At 64.7% G+C, this 19,978-nt stretch carries 18 protein-coding genes and 2 pseudogenes; 6 read left to right on the top strand and 14 right to left on the bottom strand.

Going from position 1 to position 19,978, the window contains the following annotated elements; genetic code table 11:
• The 3 genes from A5787_RS06595 to A5787_RS28055 all read left to right on the top strand — a co-directional run bounded on the left by A5787_RS06595 (position 1) and on the right by A5787_RS28055 (position 4,763).
• On the top strand, positions 1–1,800 hold the full coding sequence (locus A5787_RS06595; protein WP_066963441.1) for an FAD-dependent monooxygenase: 1,800 nt from the start codon (positions 1–3) through the stop codon (positions 1,798–1,800).
• A gap of 128 nt (positions 1,801–1,928) precedes the next feature.
• On the top strand, positions 1,929–4,160 hold the full coding sequence (locus A5787_RS06590; RefSeq protein ID WP_231993867.1) for a pyruvate dehydrogenase: 2,232 nt from the start codon (positions 1,929–1,931) through the stop codon (positions 4,158–4,160).
• Positions 4,161–4,244: 84 nt separating this feature from the next.
• The gene (locus tag A5787_RS28055) at positions 4,245–4,763 is read left to right on the top strand and encodes an NADPH-dependent F420 reductase (protein WP_231993863.1); all 519 of its coding nucleotides are present in this window, start codon (positions 4,245–4,247) and stop codon (positions 4,761–4,763) included.
• A 483-nt stretch (positions 4,764–5,246) separates the two neighbouring features.
• On the opposite strand, the gene A5787_RS28050 is transcribed toward A5787_RS28055, so the two are convergent.
• The 5 genes from A5787_RS28050 to A5787_RS06560 form a co-directional block, all read right to left on the bottom strand.
• Positions 5,247–5,639 (bottom strand): hypothetical protein, encoded by a 393-nt coding sequence (locus tag A5787_RS28050; protein WP_066963439.1) that lies wholly within the window; start codon positions 5,637–5,639, stop codon positions 5,247–5,249.
• Positions 5,620–6,126 (bottom strand): class I SAM-dependent methyltransferase, encoded by a 507-nt coding sequence (locus A5787_RS28045; RefSeq protein WP_066963437.1) that lies wholly within the window; start codon positions 6,124–6,126, stop codon positions 5,620–5,622. Before A5787_RS28045 ends, A5787_RS28050 begins: the two co-directional genes overlap by 20 nt.
• Positions 6,127–6,353: 227 nt before the next feature.
• Positions 6,354–7,292 carry an NAD(P)/FAD-dependent oxidoreductase gene (locus A5787_RS06570; protein ID WP_066963434.1) on the bottom strand — a complete coding sequence of 313 codons (939 nt, stop codon included), beginning with the start codon at positions 7,290–7,292 and terminating at the stop codon, positions 6,354–6,356.
• A 92-nt stretch (positions 7,293–7,384) separates the two neighbouring features.
• Positions 7,385–10,291, bottom strand: a complete 2,907-nt coding sequence (locus A5787_RS06565) for an RND family transporter (protein WP_066963431.1) — start codon at positions 10,289–10,291, stop codon at positions 7,385–7,387.
• Complete coding sequence (locus A5787_RS06560) at positions 10,288–10,734, bottom strand: MmpS family transport accessory protein (RefSeq protein ID WP_066963428.1); 447 nt, start codon at positions 10,732–10,734, stop codon at positions 10,288–10,290. The genes A5787_RS06565 and A5787_RS06560 overlap by 4 nt, the downstream gene beginning before the upstream one ends.
• Positions 10,735–11,144: 410 nt before the next feature.
• Between A5787_RS06560 and A5787_RS06555 the strand changes: the two genes are divergently transcribed.
• Complete coding sequence (locus tag A5787_RS06555; protein ID WP_231993862.1) at positions 11,145–11,717, top strand: TetR/AcrR family transcriptional regulator; 573 nt, start codon at positions 11,145–11,147, stop codon at positions 11,715–11,717.
• 25 nt (positions 11,718–11,742) lie between these two features.
• Here the strand turns inward: A5787_RS06555 and A5787_RS28040 are convergent.
• Positions 11,743–12,031, bottom strand: a pseudogene (locus A5787_RS28040) (peptidase M42); the annotation flags it as partial.
• 447 nt (positions 12,032–12,478) lie between these two features.
• On the bottom strand, positions 12,479–12,871 hold the full coding sequence (locus A5787_RS28765; RefSeq protein WP_369829090.1) for a transposase: 393 nt from the start codon (positions 12,869–12,871) through the stop codon (positions 12,479–12,481).
• A 381-nt stretch (positions 12,872–13,252) separates the two neighbouring features.
• Here A5787_RS28765 and A5787_RS06545 point away from each other — a divergent pair, with 381 nt between their 5' ends.
• Positions 13,253–14,563, top strand: coding sequence for a hypothetical protein (locus A5787_RS06545; RefSeq protein ID WP_156763796.1), 1,311 nt, complete (start codon positions 13,253–13,255; stop codon positions 14,561–14,563).
• 249 nt (positions 14,564–14,812) lie between these two features.
• Here the strand turns inward: A5787_RS06545 and A5787_RS06540 are convergent, their stop codons facing one another.
• Positions 14,813–15,013: a hypothetical protein gene (locus tag A5787_RS06540; RefSeq protein WP_066963418.1), complete on the bottom strand. Its 201-nt coding sequence runs from the start codon at positions 15,011–15,013 to the stop codon at positions 14,813–14,815.
• A 144-nt stretch (positions 15,014–15,157) separates the two neighbouring features.
• On the opposite strand from A5787_RS06540, the pseudogene A5787_RS06535 reads away from it, so the two are divergent.
• Positions 15,158–15,844 (top strand): annotated as a pseudogene (locus tag A5787_RS06535) (phosphoribosyltransferase); the annotation flags it as partial.
• Between the two features lie 4 nt (positions 15,845–15,848).
• Here A5787_RS06535 and A5787_RS06530 read toward each other — a convergent pair.
• The 6 genes from A5787_RS06530 to pgeF form a co-directional block, all read right to left on the bottom strand.
• Positions 15,849–16,160: a hypothetical protein gene (locus A5787_RS06530; protein ID WP_066963414.1), complete on the bottom strand. Its 312-nt coding sequence runs from the start codon at positions 16,158–16,160 to the stop codon at positions 15,849–15,851.
• Between the two features lie 96 nt (positions 16,161–16,256).
• Positions 16,257–17,069 (bottom strand): DivIVA domain-containing protein, encoded by an 813-nt coding sequence (locus A5787_RS06525; RefSeq protein ID WP_066963412.1) that lies wholly within the window; start codon positions 17,067–17,069, stop codon positions 16,257–16,259.
• Positions 17,070–17,320: 251 nt separating this feature from the next.
• A complete protein-coding gene (locus A5787_RS06520) occupies positions 17,321–17,614 on the bottom strand; it encodes a YggT family protein (RefSeq protein ID WP_066963410.1) in 294 nt (97 codons plus the stop codon).
• Positions 17,615–17,732: 118 nt separating this feature from the next.
• Positions 17,733–18,392: a cell division protein SepF gene (locus A5787_RS06515; protein ID WP_066963408.1), complete on the bottom strand. Its 660-nt coding sequence runs from the start codon at positions 18,390–18,392 to the stop codon at positions 17,733–17,735.
• Positions 18,393–18,458: 66 nt separating this feature from the next.
• Positions 18,459–19,241: a YggS family pyridoxal phosphate-dependent enzyme gene (locus A5787_RS06510; RefSeq protein WP_066963405.1), complete on the bottom strand. Its 783-nt coding sequence runs from the start codon at positions 19,239–19,241 to the stop codon at positions 18,459–18,461.
• Positions 19,242–19,245: 4 nt separating this feature from the next.
• Positions 19,246–19,968 (bottom strand): peptidoglycan editing factor PgeF, encoded by a 723-nt coding sequence (gene pgeF / locus A5787_RS06505; protein WP_066963402.1) that lies wholly within the window; start codon positions 19,966–19,968, stop codon positions 19,246–19,248.
• Positions 19,969–19,978 lie beyond the last annotated feature (10 nt).

Here is a 19,978-nt window from a genome sequence, read left to right as displayed (position 1 = left end):
ATGGGTTCTGATTCGGTTGTCATCATCGGCGCCGGCGCCGCAGGGTCCACGCTGGCCTTGCTGCTGGCCCGCTATGACATTCCCAGCATGCTCATCGAGCAGCGCAGTGATCCGCGCCTGCACCCGGCCGCACACGTGATCAACGCCCGCACCCTGGAGATCTGGGATCAGGCATCGCCTGCGCTGGGGCGTGCCCTCGCGTCGATCACTCCGCCGATCGACACGGTCAACATCATTCGCTGGTGCACCGACGTGCGCACCGAAGCGTTCGGGGAGATCGACCTGCTCTCTCAACCCGAGCGGCTCGCCGAAGTCCGTGCGCACAGCCGCTATCTCATCTCCCACATCGGTCAGCACCTGCTCATGCCGGCGATGTGGGAAGTCCTCGACAACGAACCCCTCGTCGACTTCCGGCGCGGGTGGCGCGCCGAGACGGATGCCGAGAGGTTGATCCTGCGCTCGTCAGGCGCCGAGCCGACCGTCGTATCGCCGCGGTATGTCATCGCCGCGGACGGGGCGAACAGCATGCTGCGCGACGCTGCCGGGATCGCCATGAGAGGTCCGGTACTGGCCAACATGTGCAGCGTCTTCTTCAACGCACCCGAGCTGTACCCCGACGGCGCCGACCGGCCGCTGCTCAGTTGGATCTACCATCCGCGATTCAGCGGCGTGATGATCGCCCACGCCGACGATGACTACGTGCTGATGACCCCCTATCTGCATGAGGCGCAACCGATCGCCCGTGACAGCCGGCGATACTGGGATCGCGTCCTGCCCAACGTGATTGGCTCCAGCGACTACCGGATCCGCTCCACGGGAACCTGGACCATGACCAAGCAGATCGCCGATCGGTTCCGCCGCGGATCGCTGCTGCTCATCGGAGACGCGGCTCACCGATTCCCCCACACTGGCGGCTTCGGGCTCAACAGCGGCGTGCAGGACGCCCACAACCTCGCCTGGAAACTCGCCGCGGTCCTGCACGATGGGGCATCAGGATCGCTGCTGGACACCTACGAGACCGAACGGCGGCCCGTCGTCACGCGGTTCGCCGAGCAGAGCACCGACAACCACTTCAAGCTCGACGAAGTCACCGCGCCGCTGGGCATCACCAACCGCTCGCTACACCAAGCGACCGAACTCATGGGCAAGCTGCCGCTGAACTGGGTTCCCGATCCGGTCATCGCTCGCGTTGCCGACGCCATGACCGCCGCTCAAACGTCACGGACCAAACGGCTGCTGCGCCAGAGCGCCCGCAGCAGGCGACTGCGGCAGCGCATGGCCGCTGCGATTCCCTGGCAAGAGGAGCACTTCGTGGCCAGCGGCCTCGAATTCGGCTACGCCTACGCTAGCCCGTTGATCGACGCCGCCGAGGGCCCTTGTCCTCACGAGGACGTTGCCTCCTATCACCCCACCACCCATCCCGGTGCACGCCTACCGCACGCGTTCATCCGCGGCCAAGACAATTCGGAGGTGTCGACCCACGACGCGATCGCCCTCAGAGGGCTCACCCTGTTCACCGCCGACCCGCAAAGCTGGACCGAGGGCCTCGCCCGCACCCCGACGACGGTGCCGCCCACGGTGGTCGCGCTGACCGCCGCAAGCGAGGACCGTCACGCCGCGATGATCGAGCTGTTCGAGGTCGGCGAACGTGGTGCCGTCGTGGTGCGACCCGATGGCCACGTGGTGTGGCGCACCGGCTCAGGCCCGCTGGCGGTCGACCGGCTGCGAAAGTTCGTCGAACGCGCCTGGCGTGATGTCTATCCGCACGCGAGCGCCGACGTAAATCAACACTCCGCCTAGGCCGCGAAGGAATCCCTGACACCGTGACGATCCCTCATCCCTTGGATGCCGTGCCCAGCGCCGAAGCGCGGGCGGCCACGCCCGACCTCGACCTCATCGCCTCGCGTGTGCTGTGGCTGTCGACGGCGATGGTCCACCACGCCAACCGAATTCGGCCGAATCCCAGTGGCCTGAAAGTTGGCGGACATCAAGCATCGTCTGCCTCAATCGTGGGCATCATGACAGCGTTGTACTTCGGGCAACTCCAGCCCGACGACCGGGTCTCGGTGAAACCGCATGCCTCCCCGGTACTGCACAGCATCAACTATCTGCTCGGAACACTCGACGATCGGTATATGACGACGTTGCGAGAATTCGGCGGCCTGCAAAGTTATCCAAGCCGGTCCAAAGACCCCGACCCGGTCGACTACTCCACGGGATCGGTGGGAATCGGTGCCACCGCCCCTATTTGGGCTACGTTCGCTCGCCGGTACGTCGACACCGTATTCGGGGGCGCCGGAACGGGACGCCAATACTCTCTGGTGGGCGACGCAGAACTGGACGAGGGCGCGATCTGGGAAGCGGTCATGGATCCCACCGTGCAGGAACTGGGCGAGATCGTCTGGATCGTCGACATGAACCGCCAGTCCTTAGATCGCGTCGTACCCCATATCGCCTCCCAGCGCCTGCAGGACATGTTCACCGCCGCGGGCTGGCAAGTGCTCACTGCGAAATTCGGAACGCTGCTCGAAGAGCTGTTCAGCCGACCCGGCGGCGATCCGCTACGTACCCGCATCCTGACCATGCCCAACCCCGAATATCAACGCCTACTGCGCTGTTCAGCTCACGAACTACGCTCGAGGCTGCCCGGGAACGGCTCGGATGCCGCCACTGTTGCCGCCGTGATCGAGCATCTCGACGACGCCACACTGTTGAAGACGATCGGCAACCTCGGCGGCCACGACATCATCACAATGCAACAGGCCTACGACCAGATCGACGACTCCCGTCCCACGATCATCCTCGTCTACAGCATCAAAGGGCACGGGCTACCCACCCAGGGTCATCCGCAAAACCACTCCTCGCTACTAACCGATGAACAGTTCATTCAGCTGGCCCACACATTAGGCGAAGACTCTCAAAATCCCTTCCGGCGCTTCGACTCTCAGTCATCGCCCGGCCAGCTCTGCGAGCAGACCGCCGAACGATTAAGCCGGCGCGAGATTCGCACCACTGAACCACCGCCAGTGCCGACCGACCTGGGACGTACCCCTGCGGCGGTGTCGAACACCCAAAGCGCGCTGGGGCGCACGCTGCTCGATCTCACCCGCGAGGCACCCGACGTCGCACGACGAGTCGTCACCGTCAGCCCCGACGTCAGCTCCAGCACCAACCTCGCCGGATGGCTAAACAAAGTAGGCGTCTGGTCACCTTCGGAGCGGCCCGACTGGTTCGCCGACGACACCGACACCATCATGCACTGGCGCGAACAGCCCACCGGGCAACACATGGAACTCGGCATCGCCGAAGTCAACCTGGTAGGCCTGCTCGGCGAGCTCGGGGCTACGTGGAGCCGGTGGGGCCAACCCCTGTTTCCCATCGGAGTCCTCTACGACCCATTCGTCGAACGCGCCTTGGAGCCATGGTCTTTCGGCATCTATGCCGGCGGACAATCCATCCTGGTCGGCACTCCGTCGGGGGTCACGCTGGCCGCTGAAGGCGGGGCGCACCAATCGATCAAGACGCCGTCGATCGGCCTCGAACAGCCGGGCTGCATCAGCTACGAGCCGGCTTTCGCTACCGAGGTCGAGTGGATCCTCTTGCAATGCATCAGCAAATTGGGACGACCCGACGGAACGTCGTCCTACCTTCGGCTGTCCACCCGGCCGGTGCGCCAGGAACTAGCCAGAATCCCGCAGGATCCGGCCGCCCGCGAACGCCGACGCCGCCACGTACTCGCCGGTGCGTACACGCTACGCCCGGTCGCCACGCCGGCGGTCTGCATCGCCGCGATGGGCGCGCTGGCCACCGAGGCCGCCGACGCCGCGGACCGGCTCGCCGACATGGGCGTTGACGCCGAAGTCGTATGCGTGACGAGCCCAGACCTCCTCTACCGCGCCGTCCGGAGTCGCGACGGGCTGACCGAGGCATCCTCCTGGATCCTGGATCAAGTCTTCCCCATCGAGCGATCCGCACCCATGGTCACCGTTCTCGATGGGCATCCGCATACCCTCGCTTTCCTGGCAACTATCAATCAGGTGCGCTGTAAATCGTTGGGAGTAAACACGTTCGGGCAGGTTGGCGACCTCGACGCCGTGTACCGCTACCACGGCATCGACACCGACAGCATCGTGCGCGTAGCGCTTGACGTCACCTCGTGAAACCCCAGAATCGAGGCCGCCCTGCACTTTAATCGCCAAGTAGCGATGATTAGATGCGCCACCTTGCTTAACAATTCGGCGCGTTTGTTCACCATCGTTGCATCTCGCAGCGGCAGCGCGACGACGGGAGAATTCGGCGTGGCGCCAGCCGGGGATATCGTCATCCTCGCCTTATTGTTCGACAGCGTTTTTCCTGTCGTCGCCGGGTATGGAAACGCGTTGGCGGACAAGGGGAATGTTGACATCAGCAACCCCTTCAATGCGGCGGCCGATGGGCTCGCCATCCCCGATGACACCTCGGTCGCACTGGAAGTCGCCAAGGCGGCCCCGCCCGGCGCCAGTGTGGTGAAGGCATTCAACACCGTCTTCGGCCATGTGCTCGAGAAGGGCCCGACGCCGGATGTGTTCATCGCCGGCGACCAAGCGGAGGCCAAGGCGCGCGTGTCGACATTGATCGAGAGTCTCGGGATGCGTCCGCTGGACGTCGGCGGCTTGAACATGGCGCACTGGCGGGAGAGAACGGGCCTGGTCCTCATGGGTCTCGCTCGTGACGGGCTGGACAACTTCGACATTGCCCTCGGCGCCACCGAGTTTCCCGGCTGAGCCGCACAAAGTATTTCACGGCTGAGCCGCACAAAGTAGTGGACGAACACGGGCACTGCCGTCCGCACTCAATCAGCGATGGATCGAGATTCGCCATGTCGGATGTCAACGTCAGCCGACGAACGTCCGTTTGGAGAGGGTTTACGCGATGAGATTGCGGTCTCGACCTCGTTGTGCAGAGCCGGGCGGGAATGTGGTGGTCGACAGCTAGCTGTTGCGCAGTCCTCGATAACTCACGCCGTAAACTCGCTGGTCAGAGACTCAGTTGAAAGATCTCGACCCGTGTCGTAGGTGGCCAAGTCCCCCCTCGGACACACGACTGAGGCGAGCGAAATGAACGCTCGCGTTCATTTCCGAGCCGATGGAGTGTGTTGAGCGGCGAAGCCGCGATCACACATCCGGCGACACGACTCAAGCCGGCCGTCGCCTTAACTTGTCGCAGTTGCGGAACGTAATCAAGGCGGAGCCCAGGCTCGCGTACCCCTATCTGATCCGACCATCCGGTCCCGCACAGCCAGTATCACCTGACCCAGCGCGCGGTTGGCCTCGCGCGGAAGGCAATAGTGCCTCGGTTCCGTGCACAAACGGATCAAAGGCGGGACGGACCGCGTCGATAACTTGGGCGCGGGTCCGCTCGTCCTTGCCTTGAAGTGCTAGACCGACAGTACCCAGCTGTCTGATGAAACCGATCAACTCCGGCCCGGGCAGGGTGCACTCGACGTCGATCGGCTGGAGGTCGACGTCGGCCCAGCCCCCCGCGTCGAGGATCGCGGCGACCCGTTGCGGGTCGGCGAAGGAGAACTGTCCCGGGCCGTCTGCCGCGGGGGCGGCAAGGTTCGGCAGCAGCGGGGCCGCCTCACGCAGGCCGGCCGTCATGAACGGATTCTCCGCGGCGCTGCGCCAGGCGATGACGTGAAGCGCCGTCGTCGGTCGTGGCGCGCCGCAGGTTCGCGAAGGCCTGGACCGGGTCATTGAAGAACATGACACCGAATCGCGAGATGATCGTGTCGACGCTTGCGCGCTCAAACGGATGTGTCTGCACGTCGGCGAGGATGAAACTCGCTGGTATGCCCTCCCGTTCGGCCCGGGCGCGGGCGGCGGCGATCATCGGCTCGGACACGTCGGCGCCGACGCACCTGCCCTCGGCGCCGAGCCTGCGCGCGACGGCGAGTGTGGTGCCACCGGTACCGCAGCCGACGTCGAGCACCCGTCGCCCCGATCCGGCAACCACGCCGTCGACGAGCAGGTCTTCCAATCCCTTCATCATCTGGTCCAGCAGGTCCTGCGCGTCGACCCAGGCGCATCCAGTTGTTGCGTTCCAGTGATTGGTCTGTTCGTCGTCGGTCGGTTGTGTGATGTCCATCGGTCGATTCCTTGAGGAATCGTTTGTAGGGTGCATTGGCCAGAGTCCTTTGATTCCAAGGAAATTGGTGCCACATATATGTGCGGCCGTCAGAACCAGCTGTCGCCCATCGGCCGTCGTTCACCAAAACTCGACTTAGCTGGCCGTGTGGCTTTCGAGCCCGTCATTGCCGCCAACGCTCTGGGACTGCGGTTCATGATTCAGCTCGCCGTTGACGGTGGTCCGGTTCATTCCGGTGTCGGTAGGCCGGCGTCCTCGGCCAACAAGCTCTGCACAATCGATGTGGCCGCGAGCGAACCTGTCGCGATCGCCGAGGCTACCTGCGGCATTTGTGCACTGGCGTCGTCCCCGGCCGCGAAGACTCCAGGAACTGTTGTCCGGCAGAGCGCATCGATTGCGATGGGACTCGCCGTCGCTGGCGTCGGCTCGCCGAATCCGACCCCGAGCTGTTCAACCAACTGCGACCGCTGATGCAGTGTCGTCGCGACGAGCAGACCGCTGCGTGCCAGCCGGGTTCCGTCGGTGAACACGATGGCTTCCAATTCGCCATTGGTTGAGGCGAGTTCGGCAACGGGCCGGTCGTCGACCGCGATGCCTACCGCGGCCAACTGAGATCGGGCGTCACCATCGAGCTCCGCAGGTCCTCCAGTTAGGAGCACAACGTCGTCGCTCCATCCCCTGAGCAATACCGACGATTGCACTGCCCGCTTGCCGTTCGCCAATACCGCCAACGGTTGATCGCGAACCTCCCAGCCGTGGCAGAACGGGCAGTGGAACACCGACCGCCCCCACAACTGCGCGAGCCCGGGCAGCGCAGGCGGCCGGTACTCCATACCAGCGGCCAGCAGCACCCGACGCGTGCGTTCACGCCGACCGTCGGACAGTTCCAGTTCGAACACATCTCCGGCACGCTCACCCGCCACCACCTCACCGGTCCGCACTTCGACGGACGGATAGGCGGCAATCTCACGCCGCCCGGCCTCGTACAGCTCGCCCGGCGGGCGGCCGTCGTGACCCAACAACCCACCGATGCCGTGGGCGGCCAGGTTGCTCTGCTGACCCGCGTCGACCAGCAGCGTTCGCCGCCGCGCCCGGCCCAATACCAGAGCCGCGCTCAAGCCCGCGGCTCCGCCACCGACGACGATGCAGTCCCATGTGGTGCTCATGACCTGATCCTCCTCATTGTTTCGAGTGTTTATGGGGTGGCTACCTGTCCTGCTATGCCGCGCCGTCTTCGATGCGCGATCCGCCCGTTCGGTCATGCTCCAGCGGTCCCGACCGTCGAGGGTGTGGGATCGGTTCCCAACAGTCTGCGGACGGAGATCCGCGAACCGAATGGCTGCAGCATCTGACTGGCCGGCCTGGTGCGCACGTTTAACGGCCACCAGAACCAGCGGCCCAGTAGCGCCGCAATCGACGGTGTCAACAGCGATCGCACGATCAACGTGTCAAAGACGAGGCCCAGGCAGATCGTGGTGCCAATCTGCTGGATCATGACCAGGTCGCTGACGATGAACGAGCCGAGGGTGAAGGCGAACACCAGTCCTGCGGCGGTGACCACTCCGCCGGTGCCGCCGATCGCGCGGATGATGCCGGTATTCAATCCGGCACCGACCTCCTCCTTGAATCGGGAGATCAGGAGCAGGTTGTAGTCCGCCCCGACCGCGAGCAGGATGATGATCGCGAGGGCGGGCACGAGCCAGAACAGCTGGACTCCGAAGATGTACTGCCACAACAGTATCGATAGCCCGAGCGCGGCTCCCAGTGAAAGGACGACGGTGCCCACGATCACGATGGAGGCCACGAAGCTGCGGGTGATGAGGATCATCACCAGCAGGATCAACGCGACCGCCGCCAACGTGACGATCATCAGGTCGTACAGCGATGCCTCTTGGATGTCCTTGTACGTCGACGCCGTCCCGGCGATGTAGATGTTCGCGTCGGCCAGGGGGGTCGCCTTGATCGCGTCGAAGGCAGAGTTCCGGATGGCGTTGATGTGCGAGATGCCCTCGGGGCTGGCGGGTTTGCCCTCGTGGGTGATCGTCATCCGGGCGGCGTTGCCGTCGGGCGACATGAACAGCTCGAGGCCGCGCTTGAAATCGGCGTTGTCGAACGCCTCCGGTGGCAGGTAGAACGAATCGTCGTTCTTGGCATCGTCGAAGGCCTTGCCCAGCTCGGTGGCGTTCTGCAGCGCGTCTTGACCCTGTTTCAGCGTGCCGCTGATGGTGGCGTAATTCGACTGCAGCAACGCGCGATTGGTCTGCTGGATGTCGACCTGGGGTGGGATCAGCGCCAGCACCTGCGGTTGCAGCGCGTTGAGTTTGTCGAGGCTCGCGGTGATCTTGCCGAATTGTTCACTGAGTTTGTCGATTCCGTCGAGTGAGTCGAACACCGATCGCAGGGCCGCACACGACGGGATGTCGAAGCAGTGTCGCTCCCAGTAGAAGTAACTGCGGAGCGGCCGGAAGAAGTCGTCGAAGTTGGCGAGGTTGTCTCGGATCTCGTTGATGGTGTCGACCGTGTCGTGGAATGCCCGCACCTGCTCGGCGGTGGCATCGGTGGCTTGCTGTTGTAAGGAGAGCTGACGTTGCAAGATGTCGATCGCTTTACCGGTCTGATCGATTTGGGTCAGGAGGTCGCGGGCCCGGTCCCCCTGGTAGCTCAGGTTCATGACCTGGCCCGCGCTCTGGGCGCTGATCTGAAATGGAATGGAACTGTGCTTGATTGGCGTACCGAGGGGTCGTGTGATCGACTGCACCAGTGCGACCCCGGGGGTGTGCAACACCGCCTTGGCGACGCGTTCCAGGGTCAGCATGTCCGATGGATTGCGCATGTCGTGATCGGATTCGATCATCAGCAACTCGGGGTTGAGCCGGGCCTCCGAGAAGTGGCGTTCCGCGGCGGTGTATCCGATGTTGGCCGGGGCGCTGTTGGGCATGTAGGGCCGTCCGTCGAAGCTGATCTGCGCTCCCGGCAGGGCGAGTAGGCCCACCGCGGACACCGCCAACGAGGCGACGAGCACGGGCCCCGGCCACCGCACGATCGTCGTGCCGACGCGGCGCCAGCCCGTGGAGCGACGCACACGTTTGGGATCGAGGAACCCGAACCGCGAAGCACTCGTCACCACCGCCGGCCCGAGGGTCAACGCCGCGGACAACGTCACGACGAGGCCCAGCGCCGTAGGGATGCCGATGGTGCTGAAATACGGGAGCCGGGTGAAGTGTAGGCACGCCACTGCTCCGATGATGGTGAGTCCGGAGCCTACGATGACATGGACGGTGCCACGGAACATGTCGTGGTACGCGGCCTCGCGATCTAGGCCCTTGCCCCGGGCTTCTTGGTAACGCCCGACGAGGAAGATGGCGTAGTCGGTGCCCGCGGCGATGGCCATGCCCGTCAGAAGGTTCACCGCGTAGGTGGAGAGGTCGAACAGGCCCGCGTTGCCCAGCAGCGCGACCACCCCCCGCGTTGCGGCGAGTTCGACGGCGACCACAACGAGAACGATCAGCATGGTGACCACGGAGCGGTAGACGATGAGCAGCATCACCGCGATGACGAGAAACGTGACGGCAGTGATGAGGTGGGTGCCTTCGTTGCCGATCTCGAAGTTATCGGTGATCAGCGGGGCGGCGCCGGTGACGTATGCCTTGACCCCTGGTGGGGGCGGCGTGTCGGCCACGATCTGGCGGATGCTGTCGACGGAATGATTGGATCGCGACTCGCCCTGGTTGCCATCGAGGTACACCTGAATGAGCGCTGCCTTGCCGTCCTTGCTCTGGGCGCCGCCCGCGGTGATCGAATCGCCCCAGAAGTCCTGAACGTGCTGGACGTGTTCGGTATCTGCTCGCAATTTCGCGACGAGGCCGTCGTAGTAGGTGTGCGCGTCCTGGCCCAGCGGCTGATCGCCTTCGAGCACGATGACGGCGGCACTGTCGGAGTCGAACTCGCCGAACTTCTCCCCAATGTGCTTCATGGCCATAACCGACGGAGAATCAGGCGCGTTCAACGCCACCGAACGCTCGGTACCGACAATCTCGAGTTGGGGTACCAGTATGTTCGTCAGGCCGGCGACCGCGATCCAGATCAGAATGATCGGTAGGGCGAGTGTGCGGATGACACGCGCTGCCCGAGAACGGTCGGAGCCCTCCGCCCCGTGCTGGCTCACGCCGTCTTGTCCAGACAGGCGATGTATCCGTTCACGTCGTTGGAAGACCTTTCATCCTTGACGATGCCGTTGACGGTTATGCGGCAGGTGATGCTGCTCGAATCTCCCTGGGCGCGTAGGTCGGCGAACAGCGTCGTATCTTCGGTGACCAAGTCGTGCGACCACGGCAGGGGTGCGTCGTCGACGCGCTGGGGTTGAGCGTTCTCATCGAGGAAGTTGATGGTTGCCCGCGCGCCGGGGTCTCCGAGGACCTGCAGGTGGACCCGTTTGGGGTTGAATCCGGTGTTCTCGGGCGAATCAGCTGAGGGCCTTGATGTTTGGTCCTGCGAGCCGAAGATGCCGTGCAAACGGTAGGCGCCGCTGACGACCAAAACCACCACGATCATCGCCACGAGCACCGCCCAATGGCGGGCGGCCGCCCTTCGTATCGGTGATGTCAGCATGGGAAGCCTTTCATGTGCGACCACCTTTTCCGGTCCGACGGCGTCGAGGACGCCGTCACGCTGCTCGACCCCGCCAGTAGCAACCTGGTTGACATCCGTGTCGTACCTACTACCTCAAATCCTGCGTCAATCAGGCCGCGGGCGGCGAACTTGGCGAGGCCCGAGCTGGCGCCAGTGACCAATGCGACCGGTCGTGAACTTGCCATGTGAATCGTTTCCTAACTTCGTGGGTTGCTTCAGTCCGATGACGCCTTGGCTGGGTCCTGTCAACCCTTCGACTTCTGGATGGTTGGACGCCGTCAGGCGGTTCAACCCTGCTGGCGCCAACCAGGTTGAGACGCGTTCAGACGAACATACACGTTTAATATCGGAACGTTAGTGTTCTATTCCCGGGCGATTAGGATCACATGGTGGCTGTCTCAACAAAGCACCTCTCGGGCGTGCAAGCGCGCACCAGGGCGGCGATCCTCGCGGCGACGGCTTCTGTATTGGCCGCGAACCGGACGGCCACCATGCCGGAGATCGCCACCGCGGCCGGGGTCGGCCGCACAACGCTGCACCGTTACTTCGCGGACCGCGAGACGCTGATCTACGAGGCGACCCTGGACTCGATCCGCGTACTTACTGAAGCGGTGGACGAGGCCGCCACCGACGACGGACCAGCACTCGAGGCGATGCGGCGCTTTGTCACCGCGGCCGTCTCAATCGGTGAACACCTGGTCTTCCTCTTCGGTGACCCGGCGGTGCTGCGCGACCTCCGACCGGCCCAGTCCCCGAACGAAGAGCTGGTGATCAACCTCATCGCACGCGGACAACGCGAAGGCGTGTTCGACCCGGACCTCAACCCGACTTGGATCCGGCACGCGCTCTACGGATTAATCCTGCGAGGCAACGAGCAAGCCATGGCCGGTGCACTGCCGCGGCACACCGTCGCGCCACTGATCGCCCGGACCTTCGAGCGCGGCATCTGTCCGGCTGGCTAGCGCAGCTGGAATGCGACGAGGACCGGCACAGCAGCCCCGCCCGCGGCGATAAGCCGCTCGCCTCTGCATGTGACGCGTCGGACTCGAACCCGCCAAGCACCGTGGCCTGGCGGTGATATATCCAATTCCGTTGCCACACTAATCAATTGGTCCGCAAACACCTTTGTGTAGACGCATAGGGCATCGCTGTACCCGACAATCGGCCCGCCGCCGACAGTGGTGCCGTACTCCGCTTCGGTCGGACGGACCTCGCGTACGAGCGTGAGATCACCGGGCAATGTGCGACTGGCATACGAACCGCCGATGCCGCCGATCGTTCGTCGCGCGTTGACCTGCGCGTGCAACGAAGATTAACAAGCTCTCGCGACACGCCGAAGTCTTGTCAAAGTAGCCAGGCGTGTCTTGTCAATCTTCATTGCATCTCGACACCTGCCGGATCAGCGCGTGCTGACTGTAAAGAATGAAAGGAACCTGGCATTACCGGGTCGGCACCTGGTCGTGCCATTCGAGGTCACCACCAGTCACCTGGGCATCCGTTCGCCAGCTGCGAGATCGCTGGTCAAAGACTTAGTTGAAAGATCTCGACCCGTGTCGTAGGTGGCCAAGTCCCCCCTCGGACACACGACTGAGGCGAGCGAAATGAACGCTCGCGTTCATTTCCGAGCCGATGGAGTGTGTTGAGCGGCGAAGCCGCGATCACACATCCGGCGACACGACTCAAGCCGGCCGTCGCCTTAACTTGTCGCAGTTGCGGAACGTAATCAAGGCGGAGCCCAAGGCTCGCGTACATCTCGGCTCGCTCCCCCCGGTCGCCGCACCGAGCACGGCTGACAGCCCACCCAGTTCCTCGACCAATTCGCTGATCTGCGCGGCAGACATGACACGGGGCCGCTCCGCTTGATCAAGGAACAGCCTGAGCCAGCGTGCAGAGAAGTAACCACCTTCGGCGCGTCAGCCTCGATCGGCGCGATCGAGGACACCCCGGCCCGCTTACGCGGACTATGCACCTTCACCTGCAGCTCTTCTTCGCGCCATCGCCGGTGCACCTTCTTCTTGTTCACCTCACGGCATTCGTCGTAGCGCAACGCCGCCCAGGCACGCCGAAACCCATGGCACGGGTGCTTGGTGGCATACGAGCGTAGCCAGGCCCTCATCTCGGCGTCGGGATCGGCCGGGGTCTGCGCCAGTGGTAGGCGTCGGTGAGTCGAGCGGGCCAGACCAACCGTTTTGCACGCCAACCGTTCCGACATGCTTAAGGTCTCGGTGAGCGTCGCCGGTGACACACCGAGTTCAGCGGCGATCTCCTCGCCGGTCATGCCTTCGGCAGCCAACTCGTCCGCACGGCGCGGCTTACGCACGACGTCTTCCGCGGAGTGCCGCTTCCGACCAGCCATATGTCCATCGTCCCTTCTGGCCCAACATCGGGCCACAGGACTCTAGAACTTGCTGGACTCACTCACCGGGAACACGCCACCGGCGCGCCTGAGACCCCGGTATTCGCAGTAGGAGTAGCTGGTCGTGATTACACTGCAGCCGTGGTGAACGCACGGTATGCGTATTGCGGCTTGCTCGATGACTTCGCCGCCCGAGTCCATGACGGACAGCCGATTCAGAACCTCGATAAGCTCAACGATCATCTAATTCGCGCGGTGCTCGCAGGCGACCGACTGATCATCAATGATGGGTACATCCTTATGAACCCAGCCATACGACAGGCCATCATCCGTCCAAAAGACAGCCCGTTTCGGAGCCTGTTCCAGAGCGAGTTCATCATGATCGTGTCCCGCAACGGGGGTGATCTGCCGGGGCTTTGCGCGCACATGGCAAAAGCCGGAATCACGTCGGCGATAGACCTCTTGAAGAGCCCTCTTTACAAGCAGGAGTTGGAACCCGCGCTCGCGGAGTGGTCTGCCGAACTGAACTCGAGCGATGTGAACTGGTCACGCGCTTGGCCGGCTCATAAAACTGACTACCTCTACGGCAAGCTCTCGGGTCGCGTCCTTGAGTCGCTCATAGCGGCAACTCCCAAAGATGAACAGTTAGAGCGCTTCCGTGACGACCTCGGCGATAAGGTGACGTCGCGAACCGCCTGGGAGAACATCGCCAACAGCCTCCACGCAAGCGACCAACTCTCGGTTGAGAACAAGACCCTTCTGATGGCGGGCGCCAACGAGGCCTACCAGTACACGTGGGGCTGTAACCTCACCGATAAGAACAATCCGATGAGCGTGCAGGCGCGGACCAGCGAGTTCCTAGATGATCTCAACCAGCCGGTCGGCGAAGCAGGCCCGCGAGCCAGGCCGGGCGTTCGGGTGTTTGTGCCCAACGTTTCAATAGCCGGCAAGGGCATACGCCGGAATTGGGAGCTCCTAGCCCAGGTCGCAAGCCGGAAGGAAGGCGGCGCGGCGGCAGCCAAGAAGAAGTTTCGGGATGACCTAGAGGCGTACTACACCGGCCAGGGAATTACCCAGAAGCAGATGCAGGCCAGCGCGCGCGCCTACTCAGGGTCCCTGGCGGCAATCTTCGGCCGGGACAAGAAGCTGAAGACCGGGGTCGATCTCTTCTTCACCGCGGTAGGGATCGGCGCCACGATAGGCGGCACAGTGGGACTCCTGCCCGGTGCCGCCGCGGGCGCGGCAATCGGGATTGGAATCGGCGTTGCCGGCTTCGCCGTGCCGCACCTGCCGCCAACGCGTGATCTGATCTCGCGGCTCGGACAGACCAAACCTCGCAAATGGATCAGCGAGTTGGACCCCCAGGACCCCCAGAACTGCGTCTCCTCCTTCGAACTCGACCCCGAAAAGGTCGCCTTGAATCTCAAGGGTGTCCCCGTTTTCAAGAGTTAACTATGCACCGCCGCAGAGAGCCGATTTGGAAACTACCACCAGCCAACCGGTGTTCACCGAGCGCAACCGCCAGATCGACAGCGCGGGCAGTGTATTCGCGCCCCCTCTGGTGGTCGCGAACAATGCTGATTACTTCTGTCCGCAGGCTGACGCCATAGTCAGGTCAAACCCAGCTGGAACGTCACAACTCGTGTCGCAGATGGCCAAGTCCCCCCCTCGGACAGCGGCGAAGCCGCGATCACACTGGTTTTACGGCCCCGCACGTCGCCTGGGCGGCGGGTAGACGGCCCTGGCGATCGTCGCCGACAGCCAGCCGATCCCCCATCCGAAGCCAACCAACAGGAACGTGCGCCGGGTGTCTGCGCCCGCCACTGCCGAAACCCCGATCAAGATGACGGCCCAGACCACCGCGCAGGCAATGCTGTAGGACGTGTAAGTGCGCCGACCCATTTTCGTTCCTCTCGTGTCACCGCCAATTCCCCTCCCGCACAAGGCTATCTGAGTGATCAATCTCACCGGCGAAATCCGGCCAAGCGGACTTCTTCGAGAATCTCGACGCCGCACGTACGCTGGGTAAAAGCCAGTAGCCTGCGAATGCGACCAATGACCCCACCCAGCGGCTTCCTCCGGCGAACGGCGACGCGCACGTTCCGCGACCGCCGCGAGGCCGGGCGCGTGCTGGCCGAGGAGTTGGCGTCCTACCGCGACAAGGACGGCGTGCTGGTCTTCGGCCTGGCGCGCGGCGGGGTCCCCGTGGCCTGGGAGGTCGCCGCGGCGCTGCACGCCCCGCTGGACGTCTTTCTGGTGCGCAAGCTCGGGGTCCCGCGCTGGTCGGAGCTGGCGATGGGCGCGCTGGCCAGCGGCGGCGGGGTCGTGATGAACGACAACGTCGTCGCCAACCTGCACATCACCGACGACCAGGTGCGCGAGGTGATCGCCAGCGAGACAACCGAACTCAACCGGCGCGAGCAGGCCTACCGGGGCGGGCGCCCCCTCGCCGATCCGCGCGGCAAGGTCGTGATCCTGGTCGACGACGGCATCGCCACCGGTGCGAGCATGCTGGCCGCCGTCCGCGCCCTGCGGGCCGCGGGACCGCAATCAATCGTCGTGGCGGTCCCGGTGGGACCCGCGTCGACCTGCCGGGAAATCGGGCGGGAAGCCGACGACGTGGTGTGCGCCACCATGCCGCCCGGGTTCGAAGCCGTCGGGCAGGTCTACGCAGACTTTTGCCAGGTCAGTGACGATGAGGTTCGCGAGCTGCTGAACACGCCGACCCGCTGAAGAGCTACGTGGCCCGGTCGTCGCTGGACTCGAGGCCCTGGGAAGACTCGTCGGCGGCGGCGTCCTCGGCGACGGGCTGGTCGCCCTCCTGCGGGACCTCTTCGGGGTAATCGACCGCGGGTTCCTCGACGTCCCCGGCTTCTTCCACGACGGCGTCACGATGCTGCCGTTCCCGCAACGCGTCGACGATCAGCAGCACCACGCCGATGACGCTGGCACCGATGCATACCCATGCGACCAACTCGTTGCTGGTGACCACGGCGAACACCAACGCGACGAGCCCGATCAGGGCGAGTACCAGCGCAATGATCAGCATCGGTCATCCTCCAGCCGACGACGGGGACTGCCAGGTCTAGTGCAGGCTAGTGTGCCGAGCTGGAACCCTGGCGAGCACCCCGGCACGATCGCCCGGCTAGTTATTACCCCGATTGAATTGGTCGAACCCGCCGGCGTCGGCACTGGAGTCGACGGGCGCCGCCGACCCGCGCTGGCCGAGTTCCTCCAGCTGGGATTCCAGGTAGGTCTTGAGCCGGGTGCGGTACTCGCGTTCGAAGGTGCGCAGCTGCTCGAGGCGGCCTTCCAGCACGGTGCGCTGCTGATTGATGGTTCCCATGATTTCGGAGTGCTTGCGTTCGGCATCGGCCTGCAGGGCGTCGGCCTTCTCCTGGGCCTGGCGCAACTGGGTCTCCGAGCGGGTCTGGGCGTCGGACAGCATCGCGTCGGCGCGCTGCCGGGCCTCGGTGACCGTGGTCTCGGCGGTCTGACGGGCTTCGCTGACGATCTGCTCCGCGTTGGCGCGGGCGTCGGCCAGCATCTTGTCCGACTCGGCCTTGGCGGTGCTGGTCAGCCGGTCGGCGGTGTCCTGCGCCAGGCTCAGCACCCGCGCGGCCTTGAGGGCCTGTTCCTCGTTGGTTCCCTGCGGCGCCGCAGGCGCCGGGGGCGGCGGGGGCGCGACGACCGGCGCGGCCTTGACGGGCTCGGGCTCGGGCTCGAAGGCCGGGATCGCCTGGGTGGGCTGAGCGGCGCCGCCGCCACCACCGGCGGCCAGCTCGCGGTCCAGCTCCTCGATCCGCTGACGCAGATCGGAGTTCTCCTCGATGAGCCGCGTCAGCTCGTTTTCCACCAGGTCGAGAAACGCATCGACCTCGTCTTCGTTGTAACCGCGCTTGCCGATCGGCGGCTTACTGAACGCCACATTGTGGACGTCGGCTGGTGTAAGCGGCATTGTTCGTCCCCTCGAGTTCCTGTCAAACGATCTGGAAAGTGTAGAACGGAGTGGTTGCCGTCGTGCAACTGCCGTCCATCCTGTCACACCAGACTCGGCGGTAGCCGATTGCCCAATAATTAAGACCCAATTTCACACACTAAGACCAATAAAATCCAAACCCTTAAAATTTTTAAATTGCGGCGGCCGAACCGACACTAAAACGTGGCCGAACCGTCTCCCGGCTTTGGGCCCGGTCGTTGCGGCAGGGCTCATGTCTGCGCAGCGCCGAACGCCAGTTGCATGCCGATGAACGCGACCAGCAGCAGCACCATGATCGACAGGTCGAAGCGCACCGCACCGATGGTGAGCTGCGGAATCAGGCGCCGCAGCAGTTTCACCGGCGGGTCGGTGATCGACATGATGATCTCGAGGATCACCACGGTCAGGCCGGTGGGATGCCAGTCACGGCTGAACGAGCGGATGAACTCGACGACGACCCGGGCGATGAGCAGCAGCCAGAAGATGAACAGCGCAAATCCAAGGATCTGAAAAAACAGCACCAACTGGAGCCCCGACCTAACCGATGAGATGACCCGAATGTCAGGCGCCAGCGTACCGATTCTCGGGTGCGGGCACACATCTCACGTGCGCCGACCCCGCTAGCGGGCGGAACGGGTGCGTCTACTGGTAGGCGTAGAAGCCGGTCTCGGCGATCCGGCGACGCTCCTCCGGCGAGACGTCGACATCGGCCGGCGACAGCAGGAACACCTTGGTCGCGACCTTGTCGAACGACCCGCGCAACGCGAAGGCCAGGCCGGCGGCGAAGTCGACCAGCCGCTTGGCGTCGGCGTTGTCCATCGACACCAGGTCCATGATCACCGGGGTGCCGTCGCGGAACCGCTCGCCGATGGTGCGCGCCTCGCTGTAGTCCTTGGGCCGCAGCGTAGTGATCTTCGACAGTGGGCTGCCTTCCTCGAACAGCATCGCCATCCGGCGCGGGTCCATCGCCAGCGCGCCGCGGGTGGAATTGCGCAACCACGAACCGAGGCGCGGACGGCTCATCTCGGGCCGTTCGAACTCGCGCGGATGCACGGGGCCGTAGCGGCCGTCGTCCGCGTAGCCGCCGCGGTAGCCGCCGGTCGGCGGCGCGTAGTCGGCCGGCTCGCCCCGCGGGTCGTCGTAGTCGCGCCCGTCGTAGCGGCCTTCCAAACGCCCATAGCCGTCGTCGAACCGGGGGCGCGGGAAACCGCGGGAGGGAGCCCGGTCGTCGTAGTACTCGTCGTCGTAGTCCTCCATCGGAGCCATACCGAAGTAGGCCTTGACTTTGTGCAGTGTGCTCATCGCGTAAACCCTTCTAGCCCCTGGGAATATTGGTGTCTGTGATGAAGATGTGACTACAGTGACTACTCACGGTGACGGTAGCCGCCTCGGACCCAATAGCGCGGTACCGACACGCACACATGTCGAACCATGTTTGACGGCTATTTCGAAGTCGTTGGACATGCCGGCGGACAGTCCCAGCGCGTTCGGGTGCGAATCCAGCACCCGGCGGTGTTCGGATCGCAGCAGGTCGAAGGCCCGAGCGGGGTCCCAGTCCAGCGGCGGGATGCCCATCAGCCCCAGCAGCTCCAGGCCCGGGGATTCCTCGACCTGCGCGCAGACCTCGTCGACGGCGCCGGTCGCGGTGATGTCGACGCCGCCCCGCGACACGTCGCCGTCCAGGCTGACCTCGACATAGACGCGCAGCGGCTCCTCCCGGCGCCCGTCGGCCAGCGCCGCCGACACCGCCCGGTCGAGCGCGGTGACCAGGCGGGTGCTGTCGATCGAGTGGGCGGTGTGGGCCCACTGCGCCAGTGAGCGCGCCTTGTTCCGTTGAATCCGGCCCACCATGTGCCAGTGCATATTCCGCAAGTCGTCTCGCCCGGAACTACCGGCCAACCGAGCGACTTCGGCGGCCTTCGCCGTGGCTTCCTGATCGCGCGATTCGCCAACGCACCGACAACCCAATCGAGACAAAGTCGCAACATCGGTTGCTGGAAAGAATTTGGTAATTGGTAGAAGTTCAATTTCGCTGACATTGCGACCCGCCGCTTCCGCGGCCGCCGCAAGTCGCGATCGCACGGCGGCCAACGCGTGCGTCAATTCGGATTCGCGGTCGCCATGGTCGTGGGCCAGCATGTCCCCCGCCATGCCGTCACTCCATCCAGATCAGCGAGGCCAGCCGCCCGGTCGGGGCGTCCCGGCGATGACTGAACAGCGCCGGGTCGTCCACCGTGCAGCGTGGATCGACGTCGATCGCCGTGACGCCCAAATCGCGCAGCTGGCAAGCGATTCCGGCGCGCAGGTCGAGTCCGGGGGTGCCGGCCGCGGTGGTGGTGCGGCTGCCCGGCAACGCCGCCTCCACCTCGTCGGCCATCGCGGCGGGCACCTCGTAGTTGCGGCCGCTGACCGCAGGGCCGAGCAGCGCCGAGATGTCGCCGGCCTGCGCGCCGCGGGCCACCATCGCCTCGACCGTGCGCGCCACCACCCCGCGCTGGGCGCCGACGCGGCCGGCGTGCGCGGCCGCGACCACACCGGCGCGCGCGTCGGCCAGCAGCACCGGAACGCAGTCGGCGGTGACCACCGCCAGCGCCAGGCGCGCCGTTCCGGTCACCAACGCGTCGGTGTCCTCGACCGCGGCGCCCCGCGGGCCGTCGACCGCCTCGACCCGATCACCGTGCACCTGGTTCATCCACACGATCCGATCGCGGCCGGGCCGGTCGGCGCGCAGGCCCAGGGCCGCGGCCAGGCGCTTGCGGTTCGCGGCCACCGCGGCGGGGTCGTCCCCGACGTGGTCGCCGAGGTTGAAGGTGTCGAACGGCGGCGCCGAGACACCGCCCGCGCGGGTGGTCGTCACCCGCCTTATGCGAACGCTCACGTGACCAGTA

This window comes from Mycobacterium sp. 852002-50816_SCH5313054-b (assembly GCF_001667185.1).
Lineage (GTDB): Bacteria > Actinomycetota > Actinomycetes > Mycobacteriales > Mycobacteriaceae > Mycobacterium.
Note: the sequence above shows the minus strand (reverse complement) of the source record. Positions and strands in the feature narration are given on the sequence as shown.